This is a genomic window from Pseudomonas sp. LBUM1666, assembly GCF_059695775.1.
The window spans coordinates 5455564-5471747 of sequence record NZ_CP166789.1; the positions used below are offsets into that span (position 1 = coordinate 5455564).

General features: G+C 60.2%; 15 protein-coding genes. 10 read left to right on the forward strand and 5 right to left on the reverse strand.

The features are described from left to right. Window positions 1-342 precede the first annotated feature (342 nt). Window positions 343-822 (forward strand): Lrp/AsnC family transcriptional regulator, encoded by a 480-nt coding sequence (locus ACA056_RS25175; protein WP_007937367.1) that lies wholly within the window; start codon window positions 343-345, stop codon window positions 820-822. Window positions 823-1019: 197 nt separating this feature from the next. Next, entirely contained in the window at window positions 1020-1229 is a 210-nt protein-coding gene (locus tag ACA056_RS25180) for a DUF2788 domain-containing protein (RefSeq protein ID WP_056855782.1), read from the forward strand. On the opposite strand, the gene ACA056_RS25185 is transcribed toward ACA056_RS25180, so the two are convergent. The 4 genes from ACA056_RS25185 to ACA056_RS25200 all read right to left on the reverse strand — a co-directional run bounded on the left by ACA056_RS25185 (window position 1224) and on the right by ACA056_RS25200 (window position 7720). After that, window positions 1224-1865 carry a pseudouridine synthase gene (locus ACA056_RS25185; RefSeq protein WP_033054187.1) on the reverse strand — a complete coding sequence of 214 codons (642 nt, stop codon included), beginning with the start codon at window positions 1863-1865 and terminating at the stop codon, window positions 1224-1226. The genes ACA056_RS25180 and ACA056_RS25185 overlap by 6 nt on opposite strands. Before the next feature lie 72 nt (window positions 1866-1937). Beyond that, on the reverse strand, window positions 1938-3437 hold the full coding sequence (gene amn / locus ACA056_RS25190; RefSeq protein ID WP_347805717.1) for an AMP nucleosidase: 1500 nt from the start codon (window positions 3435-3437) through the stop codon (window positions 1938-1940). Window positions 3438-3614: 177 nt separating this feature from the next. After that, a complete protein-coding gene (locus ACA056_RS25195; protein WP_497268562.1) occupies window positions 3615-5261 on the reverse strand; it encodes an acyl-CoA dehydrogenase family protein in 1647 nt (548 codons plus the stop codon). A gap of 74 nt (window positions 5262-5335) precedes the next feature. Then, window positions 5336-7720 (reverse strand): 7TM diverse intracellular signaling domain-containing protein, encoded by a 2385-nt coding sequence (locus ACA056_RS25200; protein WP_497268564.1) that lies wholly within the window; start codon window positions 7718-7720, stop codon window positions 5336-5338. Window positions 7721-8135: 415 nt separating this feature from the next. On the opposite strand from ACA056_RS25200, the gene ACA056_RS25205 reads away from it, so the two are divergent. The 4 genes from ACA056_RS25205 (at window position 8136) to ACA056_RS25220 (ending at window position 11684) form a co-directional block, all read left to right on the forward strand. Then, window positions 8136-8933, forward strand: coding sequence for a hydroxymethylpyrimidine/phosphomethylpyrimidine kinase (locus ACA056_RS25205; protein ID WP_033054181.1), 798 nt, complete (start codon window positions 8136-8138; stop codon window positions 8931-8933). A gap of 32 nt (window positions 8934-8965) precedes the next feature. After that, window positions 8966-9589: a thiamine phosphate synthase gene (gene thiE, locus ACA056_RS25210; RefSeq protein WP_056744592.1), complete on the forward strand. Its 624-nt coding sequence runs from the start codon at window positions 8966-8968 to the stop codon at window positions 9587-9589. Window positions 9590-9621: 32 nt separating this feature from the next. Continuing rightward, window positions 9622-10905, forward strand: coding sequence for a glutamate-1-semialdehyde 2,1-aminomutase (gene hemL, locus ACA056_RS25215; RefSeq protein ID WP_111451156.1), 1284 nt, complete (start codon window positions 9622-9624; stop codon window positions 10903-10905). A gap of 224 nt (window positions 10906-11129) precedes the next feature. Beyond that, entirely contained in the window at window positions 11130-11684 is a 555-nt protein-coding gene (locus tag ACA056_RS25220; RefSeq protein ID WP_497268567.1) for a tetratricopeptide repeat protein, read from the forward strand. Window positions 11685-11823: 139 nt separating this feature from the next. On the opposite strand, the gene ACA056_RS25225 is transcribed toward ACA056_RS25220, so the two are convergent. Beyond that, window positions 11824-12153: a DUF1820 family protein gene (locus ACA056_RS25225; RefSeq protein WP_007894425.1), complete on the reverse strand. Its 330-nt coding sequence runs from the start codon at window positions 12151-12153 to the stop codon at window positions 11824-11826. 134 nt (window positions 12154-12287) lie between these two features. Here ACA056_RS25225 and miaB point away from each other — a divergent pair, with 134 nt between their 5' ends. From miaB to ACA056_RS25245, 4 genes are all read left to right on the forward strand, one after another. After that, entirely contained in the window at window positions 12288-13616 is a 1329-nt protein-coding gene (gene miaB / locus ACA056_RS25230; protein ID WP_497268570.1) for a tRNA (N6-isopentenyl adenosine(37)-C2)-methylthiotransferase MiaB, read from the forward strand. Window positions 13617-13844: 228 nt separating this feature from the next. Then, window positions 13845-14849, forward strand: a complete 1005-nt coding sequence (locus tag ACA056_RS25235) for a PhoH family protein (RefSeq protein WP_497268572.1) — start codon at window positions 13845-13847, stop codon at window positions 14847-14849. Then, the gene (ybeY, locus tag ACA056_RS25240; RefSeq protein WP_497268574.1) at window positions 14842-15336 is read left to right on the forward strand and encodes an rRNA maturation RNase YbeY; all 495 of its coding nucleotides are present in this window, start codon (window positions 14842-14844) and stop codon (window positions 15334-15336) included. Before ACA056_RS25235 ends, ybeY begins: the two co-directional genes overlap by 8 nt. 5 nt (window positions 15337-15341) lie before the next feature. After that, window positions 15342-16181, forward strand: coding sequence for a CorC family transporter (locus ACA056_RS25245; RefSeq protein WP_008152854.1), 840 nt, complete (start codon window positions 15342-15344; stop codon window positions 16179-16181). The last annotated feature ends 3 nt before the right edge of the window (window positions 16182-16184 follow it).

Consider the following 16184-nt stretch of genomic DNA (forward strand, 5'->3'; position numbering starts at 1 on the left):
CTCAGGGCATGAAAAATCGCGGACAAAAGAAAAGGGAGACCCGTCGGCCTCCCTTTGAGAACTTCGTCCGTGCTCGACGCTTTTGACGTCGGCTCACCTCACGCCGTCTTCTGGACAGTGTGTAGCTCGGGGGCCGGCACATCCCCTGTGGGGGTGGCGACCGCAGCTGGCCTGATTGGGCGAGCCGCTGTGGACTGTTTGTCCGAGCAGTGATTCTGGTGATAAGAATAGGCTCGCGGCGCCGGCAGAGGATTGCGAAGATTGCTCAAATAAACATCACTTGCGCAATTTTTAACCCTGGATAGATAATCCACCGCAATAGTTATGACAAAGGCCTGATTGATGAGCAAACTCGACCGATACGACCTGAGCATTTTGGCGGAATTGCAGCGTGACGCGCGCATCTCCAACCAGGAGCTGGCCGAACGCATCGGCCTGTCCCCCTCGCCATGCTCGCGGCGGGTCAAGCAGCTGGAGGACGACGGTTACATCTCCCGCCAGGTGGCCCTGCTGGACCGCAAGATGCTCGGCCTGAGCCTGACGGCTTACGTGTTGATCGGTATGGACCGGCATACGCCGGAGCGGTTCGAGAACTTCGAAGCGGCGATTCGTACGTTGCCGCAGGTGCTGGAGTGCAGTTTGGTGACCGGGATGGATGCCGACTATCAGCTCAAGGTCGTCGTGCCGGATATGGACCATTATCAGAAATTGCTGCTGGGACACCTCACCCGGATTGAAGGGGTGACGAGTGTGCGGTCGAGTTTTGTGTTGAACCAGGTGCTCAATAGCACCGAACTGCCTTTGACTCATCTGCGCAGCTAAGGACGCCTTCGCGAGCAGGCTCGCTCCCACAGGGATTTCACATGCGCTGAAGATCCCTTGTGGGAGCGAGCCTGCTCGCGAAGGGGCCGGCACAGGCGACGAATAGCTGCGACACACTGCCGCAGGTCAATACTTCGCCAATACCCCATGTCGTATACTCCAGCGCCTTTTAGCCCCGCCCGCGCTGGAGATGTTCGATGGATCCTGCAGTATTCGAAGAGTGGATGATGACCGGACTGGTCAGCATTCTGATCATTTTCATGGGTTTCATCGTCTGGGATCTGGCGAAGAAGTCCAAGGCCGGCCGCTTTGGCTCGTTCATCCTGTTCTTCGTACTCGGCTTGGGCGTGGCCGCGTTCGTGATCAAAAGCGTGGTCATCGGCATGATCGAATCTGGCACGTTATAAACGCGCCGGCACTTCCTTCCACTGGCCCTGATCGAGCCCTTCGATCGACCAGTCGCCGATTCTGACCCGTACCAGACGCAACGTCGGCAAGCCGACCGCCGCGGTCATGCGCCGTACCTGACGGTTGCGCCCTTCGCGAATCACCAATTCCAGCCAGCTCGTCGGCACGCTTTTGCGAAAGCGTACGGGTGGGTTGCGCGGCCACAGTTCAGGTTCTTCAAGCTGTCGCGCTTCAGCCGGTAGCGTCATGCCGTCATTCAGTTCGACGCCATCGCGCAAACGCTGCAATTGCTCGGCACTCGGCTCGCCTTCCACCTGCACCCAATAGGTCTTCGCCAGTTTGTGTTTCGGATCGGCGATCCGCGCCTGAAGCTGGCCATCGTTGGTCAGCAGCAGCAAACCTTCACTGTCGCGGTCCAGTCGTCCTGCCGGGTAAATCCCGGGAATCTCGATGTAATCCTTGAGCGTCGCCCGCCCTTCTCCGTCGCTGAATTGCGTCAGCACATCGAACGGCTTGTTGAACAGAATCAGCTTCGGCTCGGCCGGCGGCGCTTTGGCAACACGGCGCGGGGCTGAGGACGATGGCGCAGGCTTCACGCCAGGGCGGCGGGAAACGGGACGTTGAGGACGGGACATGGGAAAAGAAACATCTAGCGGTCAGGGCTGCTAATGCTAGTGCCCTGACCGCCAAATGACCACGACAAACCGTTAGCGGAACGGAGGCTCGTCGAAGCTGCGCAGTTTGCGCGAGTGCAACGAGTTAAGTTCGGTGCGCAACAGATCCACCGCCTCGATACCGATCTTCAAATGCTGGCTGACCGCGCGCTCATAGAAGGCGTTGGCCGAACCCGGCAGTTTGATTTCGCTGTGCAACGGTTTGTCCGACACACAGAGCAACGTGCCGTACGGGACCCGCAAGCGATAACCTTGCGCTGCGATGGTGCCGCTTTCCATGTCCACCGCCACGGCGCGAGACAGGTTGATCAGCGGACGTTCCTGAGCCCAACGCAATTCCCAGTTACGGTCGTCGTAGGTCAGTACGGTGCCGGTGCGCAGGCGTTTTTTCAGCTCGTCGCCCTTCTCACCGGTGATATTGGCCGCCGCTTGCTGCAACGCCATCTGCACTTCGGCCAAGGCCGGAATCGGAATATTCGGCGGCACGACCCGATCGAGAATCCCGTCGCGGCGCATGTAAGCGTGCGCCAGCACGTAATCGCCGATGGTCTGCGACTGACGCAAGCCGCCACAGTGGCCGATCATCAGCCAGCAATGCGGACGCAGCACCGCCAGGTGGTCGGTGATGTTCTTGGCGTTGGACGGGCCGACGCCGATGTTCACCAGGGTCACGCCGTGGCCGTCGCTGGCGATCAGGTGATAGGCCGGCATCTGATAGCGGTGCCAAACCACACCGGCGGCAATCGCCGAGGCTTCGCCGTGGTCCATGCTCTTTTCGATGATCACGTTGCCCGGCAAGACCATGCGCACGAAACGCGGATCGCTGCGCAACTGTTCCAGGCCATGGACGATGAACTGGTCAACGTAGCGGTGGTAGTTGGTCAGCAGAATCCATGGCTGCACATGACGCCAGTCGCTGCCGGTGTAATGCACCAGACGGCGCAGGGAGAAATCCACCCGCGCAGCGTCGAACAGCGCCAGCGGCAACGGATCGGTGTTTTCCCAATCGTACAAACCATCGGCGATCCCGTCGGTGGCAGCGGACAGGTCGGTACTCGGGAACACCCGCGCCAACGTGGCAGCGGTGACGCCGGAACCGGCCAGCTCATCGCCCTGCTCGACCACGTACGGATAAGGAATGTTTTGCTGACTGATGCCGACTTCCACCGTCACGGTGAAGTCGTGCATCAACGGCACCAGTTGTTCCAGCAAGTATTTACGGAAGGCCGCCGGATGAGTGACGGTGACGCTGTAGGTCCCTGGCAACTGAACCTTGGCATAGGCGCGAGTAGTCTGTGGGACTTCGCCCTGGCAGAGGTAGGTCAGACGCAGTTCGGGATAACGAAACATCGCACGCTGTTCGGCGTCCGGTTCGACACGATCCTTGAGGTAACGCTTGAGCGCCTGGTTCAGCGCGGTGGTTGCACGATTGTGCAAGAGCGCAAGCCTGTCCACGGCTTGCTCGGCGGTTTGAACGACAATAAAAGCTTCGGTCACGATCAGCATCCTGTGTTCTGACTTGCAGGCCTTCATCTTGCCTGCATCGTCGCTTCACGGGAACAGTGGAATGTTGATACGCAAGTGCTTTGGTCACCGCAGATCAAATGTGGGAGCGAGCTTGCTCGCGATGACTGACTAACAGCCGACAGAGATGTCGACTGTCATGCCGCTATCGCGAGCAAGCTCGCTCCCACAGGGGTTTTGTGTCGTTCACAAAAGCGGAGTTGAGCGGGCCACTATCGCTTCCACCTCCAGGCCACGTGGCAACGCGCCATACACCCGACCGGCCGAACCGAGGCGGCTCGCAATGAAAGCGTCACTGACGGCAGAGTTGCCCGCCTCCAGCAACAGCTTGGCCTGAAGGCCCAAGGCAATGTCTTCGGTCAACTGCCGCGCGCGATACTGAATGTCGCTGGTGTCCTTGAAGGCCGCCTGCAATTGGTTGATGTGTGCAGCCAGGCGTTTGTCGCCATGACCATCGCCCAATTCGCTGAACAGTACGTCGAGCACGCCCGACTCCTTCGACAACGCTCGCAATACGTCGAGGCATTGCACGTTGCCGGACCCTTCCCACGTCGAATTGACCGGTGCCTCACGGTACAACCGCGGCAGGATGCTGTCTTCGACATAACCGGCGCCGCCCATGCATTCGGCGGCTTCGTTGATCATTCCGGGCGCGCGTTTGCAGATCCAGTACTTGCCCACCGCCGTGACCAGCCGAGCGAATTTGGCTTCATGCTCGTCATCCAGATGATCCAGCGCCTGGCCCATGCGCAGGCTCAAGGCCAGGGCGGCTTCGCTTTCCAGGGCCAGGTCGGCCAGTACGTTCTGCATCAAGGGTTGTTCGCTGAGCAATTTGCTGCCAACCATACGGTGAGCGCAGTGATGGCTGGCCTGGGTCAAGGCCTGGCGCATCAGCGAACTGGAACCGACCATGCAATCGAAGCGGGTCATGGCGACCATTTCGATGATGGTCGGAACGCCCCGCCCCTCCTCGCCAACCATCCACGCCAGCGCACCACGGAACTCCACTTCGCTGGACGCATTGGAGCAATTGCCGAGTTTGTTCTTCAGGCGTTGTATGTAGAACTGATTGCGCGTGTCGTCCGGACGGTGGCGCGGCAGCAGGAAACAGGTCAAACCCTTGTCAGTCTGGGCCAGGGTCAGGAAGGCATCGCACATCGGTGCCGAACAGAACCACTTGTGACCCACCAGCTCATACGCCTGGCCCGGACCGCCGGCGCCCACCGGATAAGCCTTGGTGGTGTTGGCCCGCACGTCGGTGCCGCCCTGTTTCTCGGTCATCGCCATACCAATGGTGACCCCGGCCTTGCGGGCCATGCCGACGTTGCGCGGGTCGTATTCGGTGGAGAGGATTTTCGGCAGCCATTGCTCTGCCAGATCCGCTTGCAGGCGCATCGCCGGGACGCTGGCGAAGGTCATGGTCAGCGGGCAACCACTACCGGCTTCGGCCTGGCTGTGCAGGTAGGTCATGGAAGCGCGGGCGACGTGGGCGCCGGACTGCGGGTGCGCCCAGGGTAATGAGGTCAGACCGTGCTCGACCGCCGTGCGCATCAGTTCGTGATAGGCCGGGTGAAATTCCACCAGGTCGATGCGATGGCCGTAACGATCATGGCTGCTGAAAACCGGCTTGTTCTGATTGGCCAGGAATCCCGCTTCCATCAGCGGTCCGCCGGCCAGGGCGCCGTAAGCGTCGATCCGCGACTCGGCCCACCCGGCCCCGAAACGCCGCGACCACTCCTGCAACGGCAGGTCGATGCGATACAGGTTGGCGCCGTCCAGCGACGGTGGCTGGTTGGTGACTTCGTGGGTTTCGGCGAACTGATGCAGGTTCATGACGGGGCTCCTTTGGTCAGCCAAGGGACTTCAGTTAAGCACCGCCCCTTGACCGAACAAAGTGTCATATCTGCCTAACTGTCGGCGCTTTCGCCTTGCCTTGGGCACAGCACCCGGCGATAGAGCGCTGCCTGCAGGTCCTCGAATTTCACCGGTTTGCTCAGGTAATCGATCAAGGCACCGGTCGGGCAGCGTTGCCGATCAATGCCCAAGGCAATCACGAATACCGGCAGTTCGGCGCAGCCCGGCAACGCGCGGATCTGGCAACAGAGCGACGCGCCATCCAGCGGTGGAAGCTGGCAATCGAGCAACACAGCATCAAAGGTTTCGCGCTGCAAGTGATCGAGCGCGGTAGCCCCGTTGTCGACGGTGCGCACCCGGAACCCCAGCTTGAGCAACATGCCGCGCATCACCAACTGGTTGATGCTGTTGTCATCAACCAGCAGTACGGTGCAGTCCTGAGGCAGTCGCAGGCGAGGAAACTCCCGGTTCATCAGGGGCACTGACGGCCGCTCCACCACGGGCAGTTCGAACTCGACGTCGAGCTGGAAGCGGCTGCCACGACCAGGCTCGGAGCGGTGAGTCAGTTTTCCACCGAGCAATTCGACCAGTTGCCGACAGATCGCCAGGCCGACGCCCAGACCGCCGTATTCACGGGTCATCGAGCCATCGAGCTGGAAGAAACGCTGATACAGTGTCGCCTCCCCCAGATCGGTGAATCCGATGCCGGTGTCGATCACCGCAAAGGACAGCGCCAGTCGGTCGGGCGCCACGGGTTTACCCGTCACCCGCAGCGCCAGTCCGCCGATCCGAGTGAACTTGATCGCGTTATCCAGCAGGCATTCCAGGCATTGCGCCAACTTGGCGCTGTCACCGTGCAAGCGATCCGGCAGTCCCGGCGTGACCTCGACTTTGAAGTCCAGCGACTTGCTCAACGCGTTGCCCTCGAACTGCAGGCGCAAAGCCTCGACCACGCCGCGCAAACTGAAAACGGCCGGATAGGTCTTGAGCTTGCCGGCCTGCAACTCGGTCAGAGTGAGTATGCCGTTGACCATGCGCATCATGTCTCGCGCCGAACCGGCGGCCGTTTGCTGATATTGCTCCAGCTCCGGGTCCATCTCGACGGTCTGCATCAGCTCCAGCGAGCCGATCACACCGTTCATGGGCGTGCGCATTTCGTGGGTCAGGGTGGCGAGAAATTCGTCCTTGAGCTTGTTACTGTGAGCCAGTTGCTGGTTCAGCACTTCAAGCGTTTGACCGGCATCGAACAGGGTCTGTGCCTGTTGCTCGCGCATGGCGTTAATGCGATCGGCCAGCGCCAGGGACAGCAGCGCCACTTCAATCGCCGAGCCGATCTGGCTGGAATACATGGTCAGGAACACGTTGGGCAGGTAACCCAGCACCATCAGGGTGTTGACGATGCCGCCGAGTAAAAACGCCGACCAGGCGATGATGAAATACCGCGCCACTCGCAGGCCACGCAGCCAGGCGAAAATCCCTGCGGCAAAAATCACTACGGTGAAGGTCAGTGCCAGCGCCGTTGCCAGGCGCAGGGCCAAGGCGTAACTGGTCATCAACGACAACCCGACCACCACCGCGCTAAACGCAATCAACGCCAACAGCAAGCGGTCGAGCCAACGACTGTAAGTCGCCGTCTGCAAAAAGCTGCGCGCGAACTGGCTGCCGAACAGGCCTGCGCATCCGATGAAAAATGGCGTCGCGGCGTTGGCCCACCAGGGATTGTTCGGCCAGAAATACTCCACGGCCGCGCCGTTCACTGACAGCTGATACAAGCCGAACGAGGCGATATAGAAGATGTAATAGAGGTAGCTGGTATCGCGCACGCTGAGATAGATGAACAGGTTGTACACCAGCATCCCCAGCAATACGCCGTAGATCAGCCCCAGCACATACAGTCGGACCGGCTGCTCTTCCAGGTAGGCAGTGCTCGACCATAGGGTGACCGGCGCCTGGACCGACCCTTCACTCTGCAGGCGCAGGTACAGGGTTTGCGCTTGATCAGGAATGAAGTTCAGATCGAACAGGTAGTTGTTCTGGCGGATCTCGCGACTGTCGAACGGCAAGGCATCACCGGTCTGACGTGCCAGTTGATAGCCACCGGCCGCATCGGGCAAGTACAGATCAAGGTGATCGAGGGGCGGATAGGCCAGTTCCAGTAACCAGGTGCGTTGCACTGCTGGGTTGGCCGGGCGGTAATGCAGGTCGATTTTCAGCCAGAACACTGAACGCGAGTAACCGGCGTTGAGGGTGGCTTTGTCGTGGGGTTTGAAGTTTCCGGCCGCGGCTTGCGCACGGACATCGGCGATGGTCGCCTGACCGCCCGCGTCTTCGAACACTTGCAGGGTTCGGCCCAGGGGAAGGCTTTGAGTGAATTCGTCGAATTCGACTGCACTCGCCATGAGGGGCAAGCACAACAGCAACATCAGCAAATAGCGCATTTAAGCCCCAGCGTGGCCTGTCCGGTTATCTCAGGAAGCCCCTCATTCCTTTTGAGTAGACGTAAAACCGGTATTACCTGTTATTGGTTTGGATCCACTCTAGCATAGCCGTTGGTGGCCATTGAACACCATTGAAATTTTTCCTACAAAGGCTCTAGCACGGGCGTTCCAGCTCCATGCGCTGAGATAGAGCTGTTTGCCCGGTCAGGTTGATGCAATGCCGTACTTCTGTGGCGAGGGGGCTTGCCCCCGCTGGGTGCGGAGCGCCCCCTTTGCATTCGATAAGGAACACCGCGTCATCAGGTTTACGACTGCTGCGCAGCCGAACGGGGGCAAGCCCCCTCGCCACAATGTATCGGCAAACCTGGCGGCCACTGCACCCGAAAAAAGATGTTTGGTGGTAAGCTCGCGCACCATGAATATCTACAGCTCTCGCCCCGTTGTCCTCTGTCTCTCCGGCCACGACCCAAGTGGTGGCGCCGGCTTGCAGGCAGATATCGAAGCCCTGCTCGCTCAGGGTTGTCATGCGGCCCCGGCCGTCACCGCCCTGACCGTGCAAGACACGGTCAACGTCACTGACTTCCGCGTTCTCGACCGTGAGTGGGTGTTGGCCCAAGCCAACGCCGTGCTCAACGATTCCGAAGTCGCTGCCGTCAAACTGGGCATGCTCGGTTCCCTGGAAATGGTCGACACCGTGGTCGAGCTGTTGTCGGCGCACCCGCATTTGCCGGTGGTCTGCGACCCGGTGCTGCGCGCCGGCGGCGGCGGACGCCTGGGCAAGGACGAAGTCGGCTACGCCATGCGCGAGCGCCTGCTGCCTCTGTCGATCATCGCCACCCCTAACCTTCCCGAAGCCCGCATCCTCGCCGAACTGCCCGAAGGCACCGCGGACGAGTGCGCTGAAAAACTCCTGCCATTCGTCAAACACCTGCTGATCACCGGCGGCCATGGCGATGAACACGAAATCCACAATCGCCTGTACAGCCGCGACGGTCACCGCGAAACCTTCACCTGCCAGCGCTTGCCCGGCAGTTATCACGGCTCCGGTTGCACGCTGGCCAGTGCCCTGGCCGGTCGTCTGGCCCTCGGCGAAAATCTCGCCAGTGCCGTGCAGACCGCGCTTAACTACACGTGGCGCACCCTGCGTGATGCGGAGCAGTTGGGCAAAGGCCAGTTCGTGCCGCGCCGCCTGCCGCTGGATTTCTGTTCGTAACTGTCCATGCGTAAAGCAAAAAGGATTGCCCGATGAAGCTACGTGGCCTGTACGCCATTACCGATAGCCAGCTGCTGGCAGGTAAATTTCTTTCGTACGTGGAGGCGGCGCTGGAAGGCGGCGTCACCCTGCTGCAATACCGCGACAAGAGCAGCGACGAGGCCCGCCGTCTGCGTGAGGCCGAAGCCTTGCGCGATCTGTGTGAACGCTATAAGACCCAGCTGATCATCAACGATGATGCCGAACTGGCTGCACGCCTGAACGTCGGCGTGCACCTGGGCCAGACCGATGGCCCGCTGATGCCGGTTCGGGCACTGCTCGGTCGCCAGGCGATCATCGGCTCGACCTGCCACGCGCAACTCGAACTCGCCGAGCAAGCAGCGAAGGAAGGCGCCAGTTACGTCGCTTTCGGTCGTTTCTTCAACTCCAACACCAAACCCGGCGCACCGACCTGCAGCCTCGAATTGCTCGACCAGGCCCGCAGCAAACTGCACCTGCCGATCTGCGCGATTGGCGGCATCACCCTGGAAAACGCCGCGCCACTGGTGGCCCACGGGGTCGATCTGCTGGCGGTAGTCCATGGCCTGTTTGGCGCCGAGAGCACGGCTGAAGTGACACGCCGCGCCCGCGCATTCAACGCCCTGCTTTCTATTTAAGTAGCTTAAAAATCTGATTTGAGAGCCCGATCATGTCTCGTTCCGAAACGCTGTTTGCCAATGCCCAGAAACACATTCCCGGTGGCGTGAACTCGCCTGTTCGCGCATTTAAAAGCGTTGGCGGCACGCCGTTGTTCTTCAAACACGCCGAAGGCGCCTACGTCACCGACGAAGACAACAAGCGTTATGTGGATTACGTCGGTTCCTGGGGGCCGATGATTCTCGGTCACAGCCACCCCGACGTGCTGGACGCCGTGCGCAAACAGCTTGAGCACGGTTTGTCCTACGGCGCGCCGACCGAGATGGAAACCCAGATGGCTGATCTGGTCTGCTCGATCGTGCCGTCGATGGAAATGGTGCGCATGGTCAGCTCCGGCACCGAAGCCACCATGAGTGCGATCCGTCTGGCCCGTGGTTTCACCGGCCGCGACAGCATCATCAAGTTCGAAGGCTGCTACCACGGTCACTCCGACAGCCTGCTGGTCAAGGCCGGTTCCGGCGCCCTGACCCAAGGCGTGCCGAGCTCGGCCGGTGTGCCGGCGGCCTTCGCCAAACACACCCTGACCCTGCCGTTCAACGACATCGACGCCGTAGCAACCATGCTCGCCGAAGTCGGCCAGGAGGTGGCGTGCATCATCGTCGAGCCAGTGGCCGGCAACATGAACTGCGTACCGCCGGCGCCAGGTTTCCTCGAAGGCTTGCGCACCCTGTGCGACAAGCATGGCGTGGTACTGATTTTCGATGAAGTGATGACCGGTTTCCGTGTCGCCCTTGGCGGTGCACAAGCCCACTACGGCGTGACGCCAGACTTGACCACCTTCGGCAAAATCATCGGTGGCGGCATGCCGGTTGGCTGCTTCGGCGGCAAGCGCGAAATCATGTCGCACATCGCGCCACTGGGCCCGGTCTATCAGGCGGGCACCTTGTCGGGTAACCCGTTGGCCATGGCTGCCGGCCTGACGACCCTGCGCCTGATCAGCCGCCCGGGCTTCCACGCCGAGTTGACTGACTACACCAGTCGCCTGCTCGATGGCCTGCAACAACGTGCGGATGCCGCGGGCATTCCGTTCGTGACCACACAGGCCGGCGGCATGTTCGGTCTGTACTTCAGCGGCGCCGACGACATCGTGACCTTCGATGACGTGATGGCCAGCGACGCCGCCCTGTTCGGGCGCTTCTTCCACCTGATGCTCGAAGGCGGCGTGTACCTGGCGCCGAGCGCCTTCGAAGCCGGCTTCACCTCGATCGCCCACGGCGAAACCGAGCTGAAACTGACGCTGGATGCCGCCGAGCGCGCATTTGCTGCATTGAAATAACGCTGTGCCGCTGACGTTGGCGGTTGCCAGCGTCAGCTTTCACCTGCATTCCCGCCCTTATTCCTACGCTTCTGCTCAAAATCCCCAGCAAAGTGGGCGATATATTCCCCGCGCAGCAGAAAAACGAGTAAAGACTTTGTAAGGTTGGCCCTGCTTATTTCATAATGCGCGCTTATTGGATCCCTCGATGGGTCCGCGCGCCCTTCAGAGGTAAGTCGATTCCCATGAACCGCACCGGCCGCGCCCTTGCAATGGGCTGCCTGTTGCTCCTTCAGCCCCTGCTCGCGCTCGCACAAGCAGGCGGCAACTCGTTGTTAATCCCAGCGATGGGTCGTTGCACCCTCAATACTCAGCCGCAAGACCTGGCACAGGCTCTCGCCGCCTGCCAGAAAGCGTCGGATGAAGGGGATGCGCAAGCGCAATATGAGTTGGGTGAGTTCTACTACGACGGCAAAAATACGCCGCGCGACCTCAAAAAAGCCCTGAGCTACTTCGAAAAGGCCTCGTTGCAAGGCCACGCCCAGGCGCAATTCAAACTCGGCTCCATGTTCTTCCACGGCGAAGGCGTACCGGCCAATAACGTTCAGGCGTATATCGTGCTGAAAATGGCTGCGGTCAATGGCGCTGAAGAAGCATTGGACACCGCCGACGAAGTCGCCGAGAAAATGCCCCGCGAAGAACTGGAAGTAGCTACCCAGGTACTGGGGCAAATCTTCCGCAAATATCTGATGGAATTGCAGAGCGCCGATGGGCGTACGCCGTTTTCGCCACTGCCTTGACTGTGGCGAGGGGGCTCGCCCCCGTTCGGCTGCGAAGCAGTCGTAAAATCAGCACACGCGGTCTGTCTAAAAGGTAGCGGCGGCTGATTTCAGGGCCGCTTCGCAGCCCAACGGGGGCAAGCCCCCTCGCCACAAAGGCTTACTTCTCAGGCATCGGCATCGGGAACGGCATGACATTGCCGACCGCGCCGCGGGCTTCGCTGATTTTCGGTGTGCCGAGGCGCTCGACCTCGTCGATCCGCACGATCGAATGCATCGGCACAAAGCTGCGCACAACGCCTTCGAACTGAGCCTTGAGTTTCTCTTCGCTCGGATCGACGACCACTTGCGTGCGCTCGCCAAAGACGAACTCTTCCACTTCCAGGAAGCCCCACAGATCACTTTGATAGATCTGCTTGGCATACATTTCGTACACCTGGCCCTGGTTGAGGAAAATCACCTTGTAGATTGGAGCTTCACGTTTGGTCATGGTGGGCGAGCAACACATCGGGGATAAAAATGAGGGCGCGAACTATAGCATAGCCACCGGACGCACAGCGGTAGGAACCTTGGGACATGTTCCCTATAATGCGCGGTTCTTTGAATCACGTGATGACTCTGTCCATGGCCAAGAAGCTTTACATCGAAACCCACGGTTGCCAGATGAACGAGTACGACAGCTCGCGCATGGTCGATCTGCTGGGCGAACATCAGGCCCTGGAAGTCACCGCTCGCGCTGAAGATGCCGACGTGATCCTGCTCAATACCTGCTCGATCCGCGAACGCGCCCAGGACCGGGTGTATTCCCAGCTCGGCCGCTGGCGCGAACTGAAACTGGCAAACCCGGACATGGTCATCGCCGTTGGCGGTTGCGTGGCCAGCCAGGAAGGCGCTGCAATTCGCGACCGCGCCCCTTACGTGGACGTGGTCTTCGGTCCGCAGACCCTGCACCGCCTGCCGGAAATGATCGACGCTGCCCGCGCTACCAAGCTGCCGCAAGTCGACGTCTCGTTTCCGGAAATCGAAAAGTTCGACCACTTGCCCGAGCCGCGCATCGATGGCCCAAGCGCCTACGTGTCGGTCATGGAAGGCTGCAGCAAGTACTGCACGTTCTGCGTGGTGCCTTACACCCGCGGCGAAGAAGTCAGCCGACCTTTCGATGACGTGATCGCCGAGATCATCCACCTGGCTGAAAACGGCGTGCGCGAAGTGACGTTGCTGGGGCAGAACGTCAACGGCTATCGCGGGACCACCCACGACGGACGCCTGGCCGATCTCGCCGAGCTGATCCGCGTGGTGGCCGCCGTCGATGGCATCGACCGGATCCGCTACACCACCTCGCACCCGCTAGAGTTCTCCGACAGCCTGATCCAGGCCCACGCCGACGTGCCGGAACTGGTCAAACACCTGCACTTACCGGTGCAATCGGGCTCGGACCGAATTCTGGCGGCAATGAAGCGCAACCACACCGCGCTGGAATACAAATCCAAACTGCGCAAGCTGCGCGCTGCCGTGCCGGGGATTTGCATCAGCTCGGACTTCATCGTCGGCTTCCCGGGCGAGACCGAAAAAGACTTCGAACAGACCATGAAGCTGATCGAAGACGTCGGTTTCGACTTCTCCTACTCGTTCGTCTATAGCCAGCGTCCGGGTACTCCGGCTGCCGATCTGGCCGACGAAACGCCGCAAGAGCTGAAAAAAGAACGCCTGAACGCCCTGCAACATCGCCTGAACCAGCAAGGCTTCGAGATCAGCCGACAAATGGTCGGTTCGATCCAGCGGATCCTGGTGACCGATTATTCGAAAAAAGACCCCGGCGAACTGCAAGGCCGGACCGAGAATAACCGTATCGTCAACTTCCGCTGCGACAATCCCACGCTGATTGGCCAGTTTGCCGACGTGCACATCGACGCCGCACAACCGCACTCGCTGCGGGGCTCGTTGATCCAGTAACACCTCATTACCCTGTGGGAGCGAGCTTTGTGGCGAGGGGGCTTGCCCCCGCTCGGCTGCGAAGCGGTCCCGAGTATTTTGCGACTGCTTCGCAGCCGAACGGGGGCAAGCTCCCTCGCCACAGGTTAGGCACCAAAATCCGGCATCTTATTTAAGAGCTTTCGCACCCAGCCCACTGGCGTTATCCTTGATTTCATCTTAATTGCCCCAGGGCGGCTAAATACGACCTTGAACGCACCCATAGAACCACATCGTTTTATCCTCGAGCCTTTTGAAGCTCGCCGCTTCGCCAATCTGTGCGGGCAATTCGACGAGCATCTGCGCTTGATCGAACAGCGCCTGACCATCGAGATCCGCAACCGCGGAAACCAGTTCGAACTGATCGGCGAGCCCAAGCACACCACCTCCGCGGAAAACCTCCTGCGCCGCCTGTACCGGGAAACCAAGGGTACCGAGCTGTCGCCGGACATGGTTCACCTGTTCCTGCAGGAATCGGCCGTCGAAGAGCTGGACAACGTCTCCCCCTCCGAACCCTCCGTCGCCCTGCGCACCAAAAAAGGCATGATTCGCCCTCGCGGCTTGAATCAGCTGCGCTACGTGAAGGAAATCCTCGGTAACGACATCAACTTCGGCATCGGCCCGGCCGGTACCGGCAAGACCTATCTGGCCGTTGCCTGCGCGGTAGACGCGCTGGAACGCGAGCAGATTCGCCGCATCCTGCTGGTGCGTCCGGCGGTTGAAGCGGGCGAAAAGCTCGGTTTCCTGCCCGGCGACCTGTCGCAGAAGATCGACCCGTACCTGCGCCCGCTCTACGACGCACTCTACGAAATGCTCGGCTTCGAACACGTCGCCAAGCTGATCGAGCGTCAGGTAATCGAAGTTGCGCCGCTGGCCTACATGCGCGGTCGCACCTTGAACAACAGTTTCATCATCCTCGACGAAAGCCAGAACACCACCGTCGAGCAGATGAAGATGTTCCTGACCCGGATCGGCTTCGGCTCTACCGCAGTCATCACCGGTGACATCACCCAGGTCGACCTGCCGAAAGGCACCAAGTCCGGGCTGCACCATGTGATCGAAGTGCTCAAAGACGTGCCGGGAATCAGCTTCACTCATTTCAAGCCCAAGGACGTTGTGCGCCATCCGCTGGTGCAACGCATCGTCGAAGCCTACGAGCGTTACGAAAACCGTGTGACCGATGAAGCGCCAAAGGATAGCCGCCGCGATGCTTGAGCTTGATCTGCAACTGGCTACCGACGCGCCTGCCCCAAGCGAAGCCGAGTTCCGCCAATGGTGCGAACTGGCCCTGCGCCAGCGCACCGCCGACTCCGAAATGACCATCCGCTTGGTCGATGAAGAGGAAGGTCGCGAGCTGAACCACACCTGGCGGCAAAAGGATTACGCCACTAACGTTCTGTCTTTCCCCGCAGATGTGCCCGACGAATTTCTCGATATCCCGCTACTGGGCGATCTGGTGATCTGCGTGGCGGTGGTCGAGCGCGAAGCCGCCGAACAAGGCAAGGCACTCAAGGCCCATTGGGCGCATCTGGTCATTCACGGCTGCTTGCATCTGTTGGGTTACGACCATATAGATGACGATGAAGCCGAAGAAATGGAAGCACTGGAACGAACGTTGCTTGCAGAGTTGGGCTATCCCGACCCTTATGCGGACGACGAAACAGACGCATCCCCTATCGTTACAACAAAGGATTCAGAGTAATCGCTATGAGCGAAGATCGATCGAGCAACGGGCAAAAGTCATGGCTGGGCAAGCTCACCCAGGCTTTTGCCCACGAGCCGAAGAACCGCCAGGAGCTGCTGGAGCTGCTGCGCGATGCACACCAAAACAAGTTGCTGGACAGCGAAGCGCTGGCCATCGTCGAAGGCGCCATCCAGGTCGCTGACCTGCAAGTACGGGACATCATGGTCCCGCGCTCGCAGATGATCAGCATCAAGGCGACCCAGACACCCCGCGAGTTCCTGCCTGCCGTGGTCGACTCGGCCCACTCCCGCTACCCGGTGATCGGCGAAAGCCACGATGACGTGATGGGCGTGTTGCTGGCCAAGGACTTGCTGCCGTTGATCCTCAAGGAGAACGGCGACAGCTTCAACATCAAGGACTTGCTGCGCCCGGCCACCTTCGTGCCCGAGTCCAAGCGTCTGAATGTGCTGCTGCGCGAGTTCCGCGCCAACCACAACCACATGGCCATCGTCATTGACGAATACGGCGGCGTGGCCGGCCTGGTGACCATCGAAGACGTGCTGGAACAGATCGTCGGCGACATCGAAGACGAGCATGACGTCGAAGAAGACAGTTACATCAAACCGCTGCCCAGCGGTGACTTCCTGATCAAGGCCCTGACGCCGATCGAGAACTTCAACGAGTTCTTCGACAGCCAATTCTCCGATGACGAATTCGACACTGTCGGCGGTCTGGTGATGAGCGCGTTCGGGCACCTGCCAAAACGCAACGAAATCACTGAAATCGGCCCTTATCGCTTCCGCATCCTGAACGCCGACAGCCGTCGGATTCACCTGCTGCGCCTGACACCCATTGCCCGTTAAGGA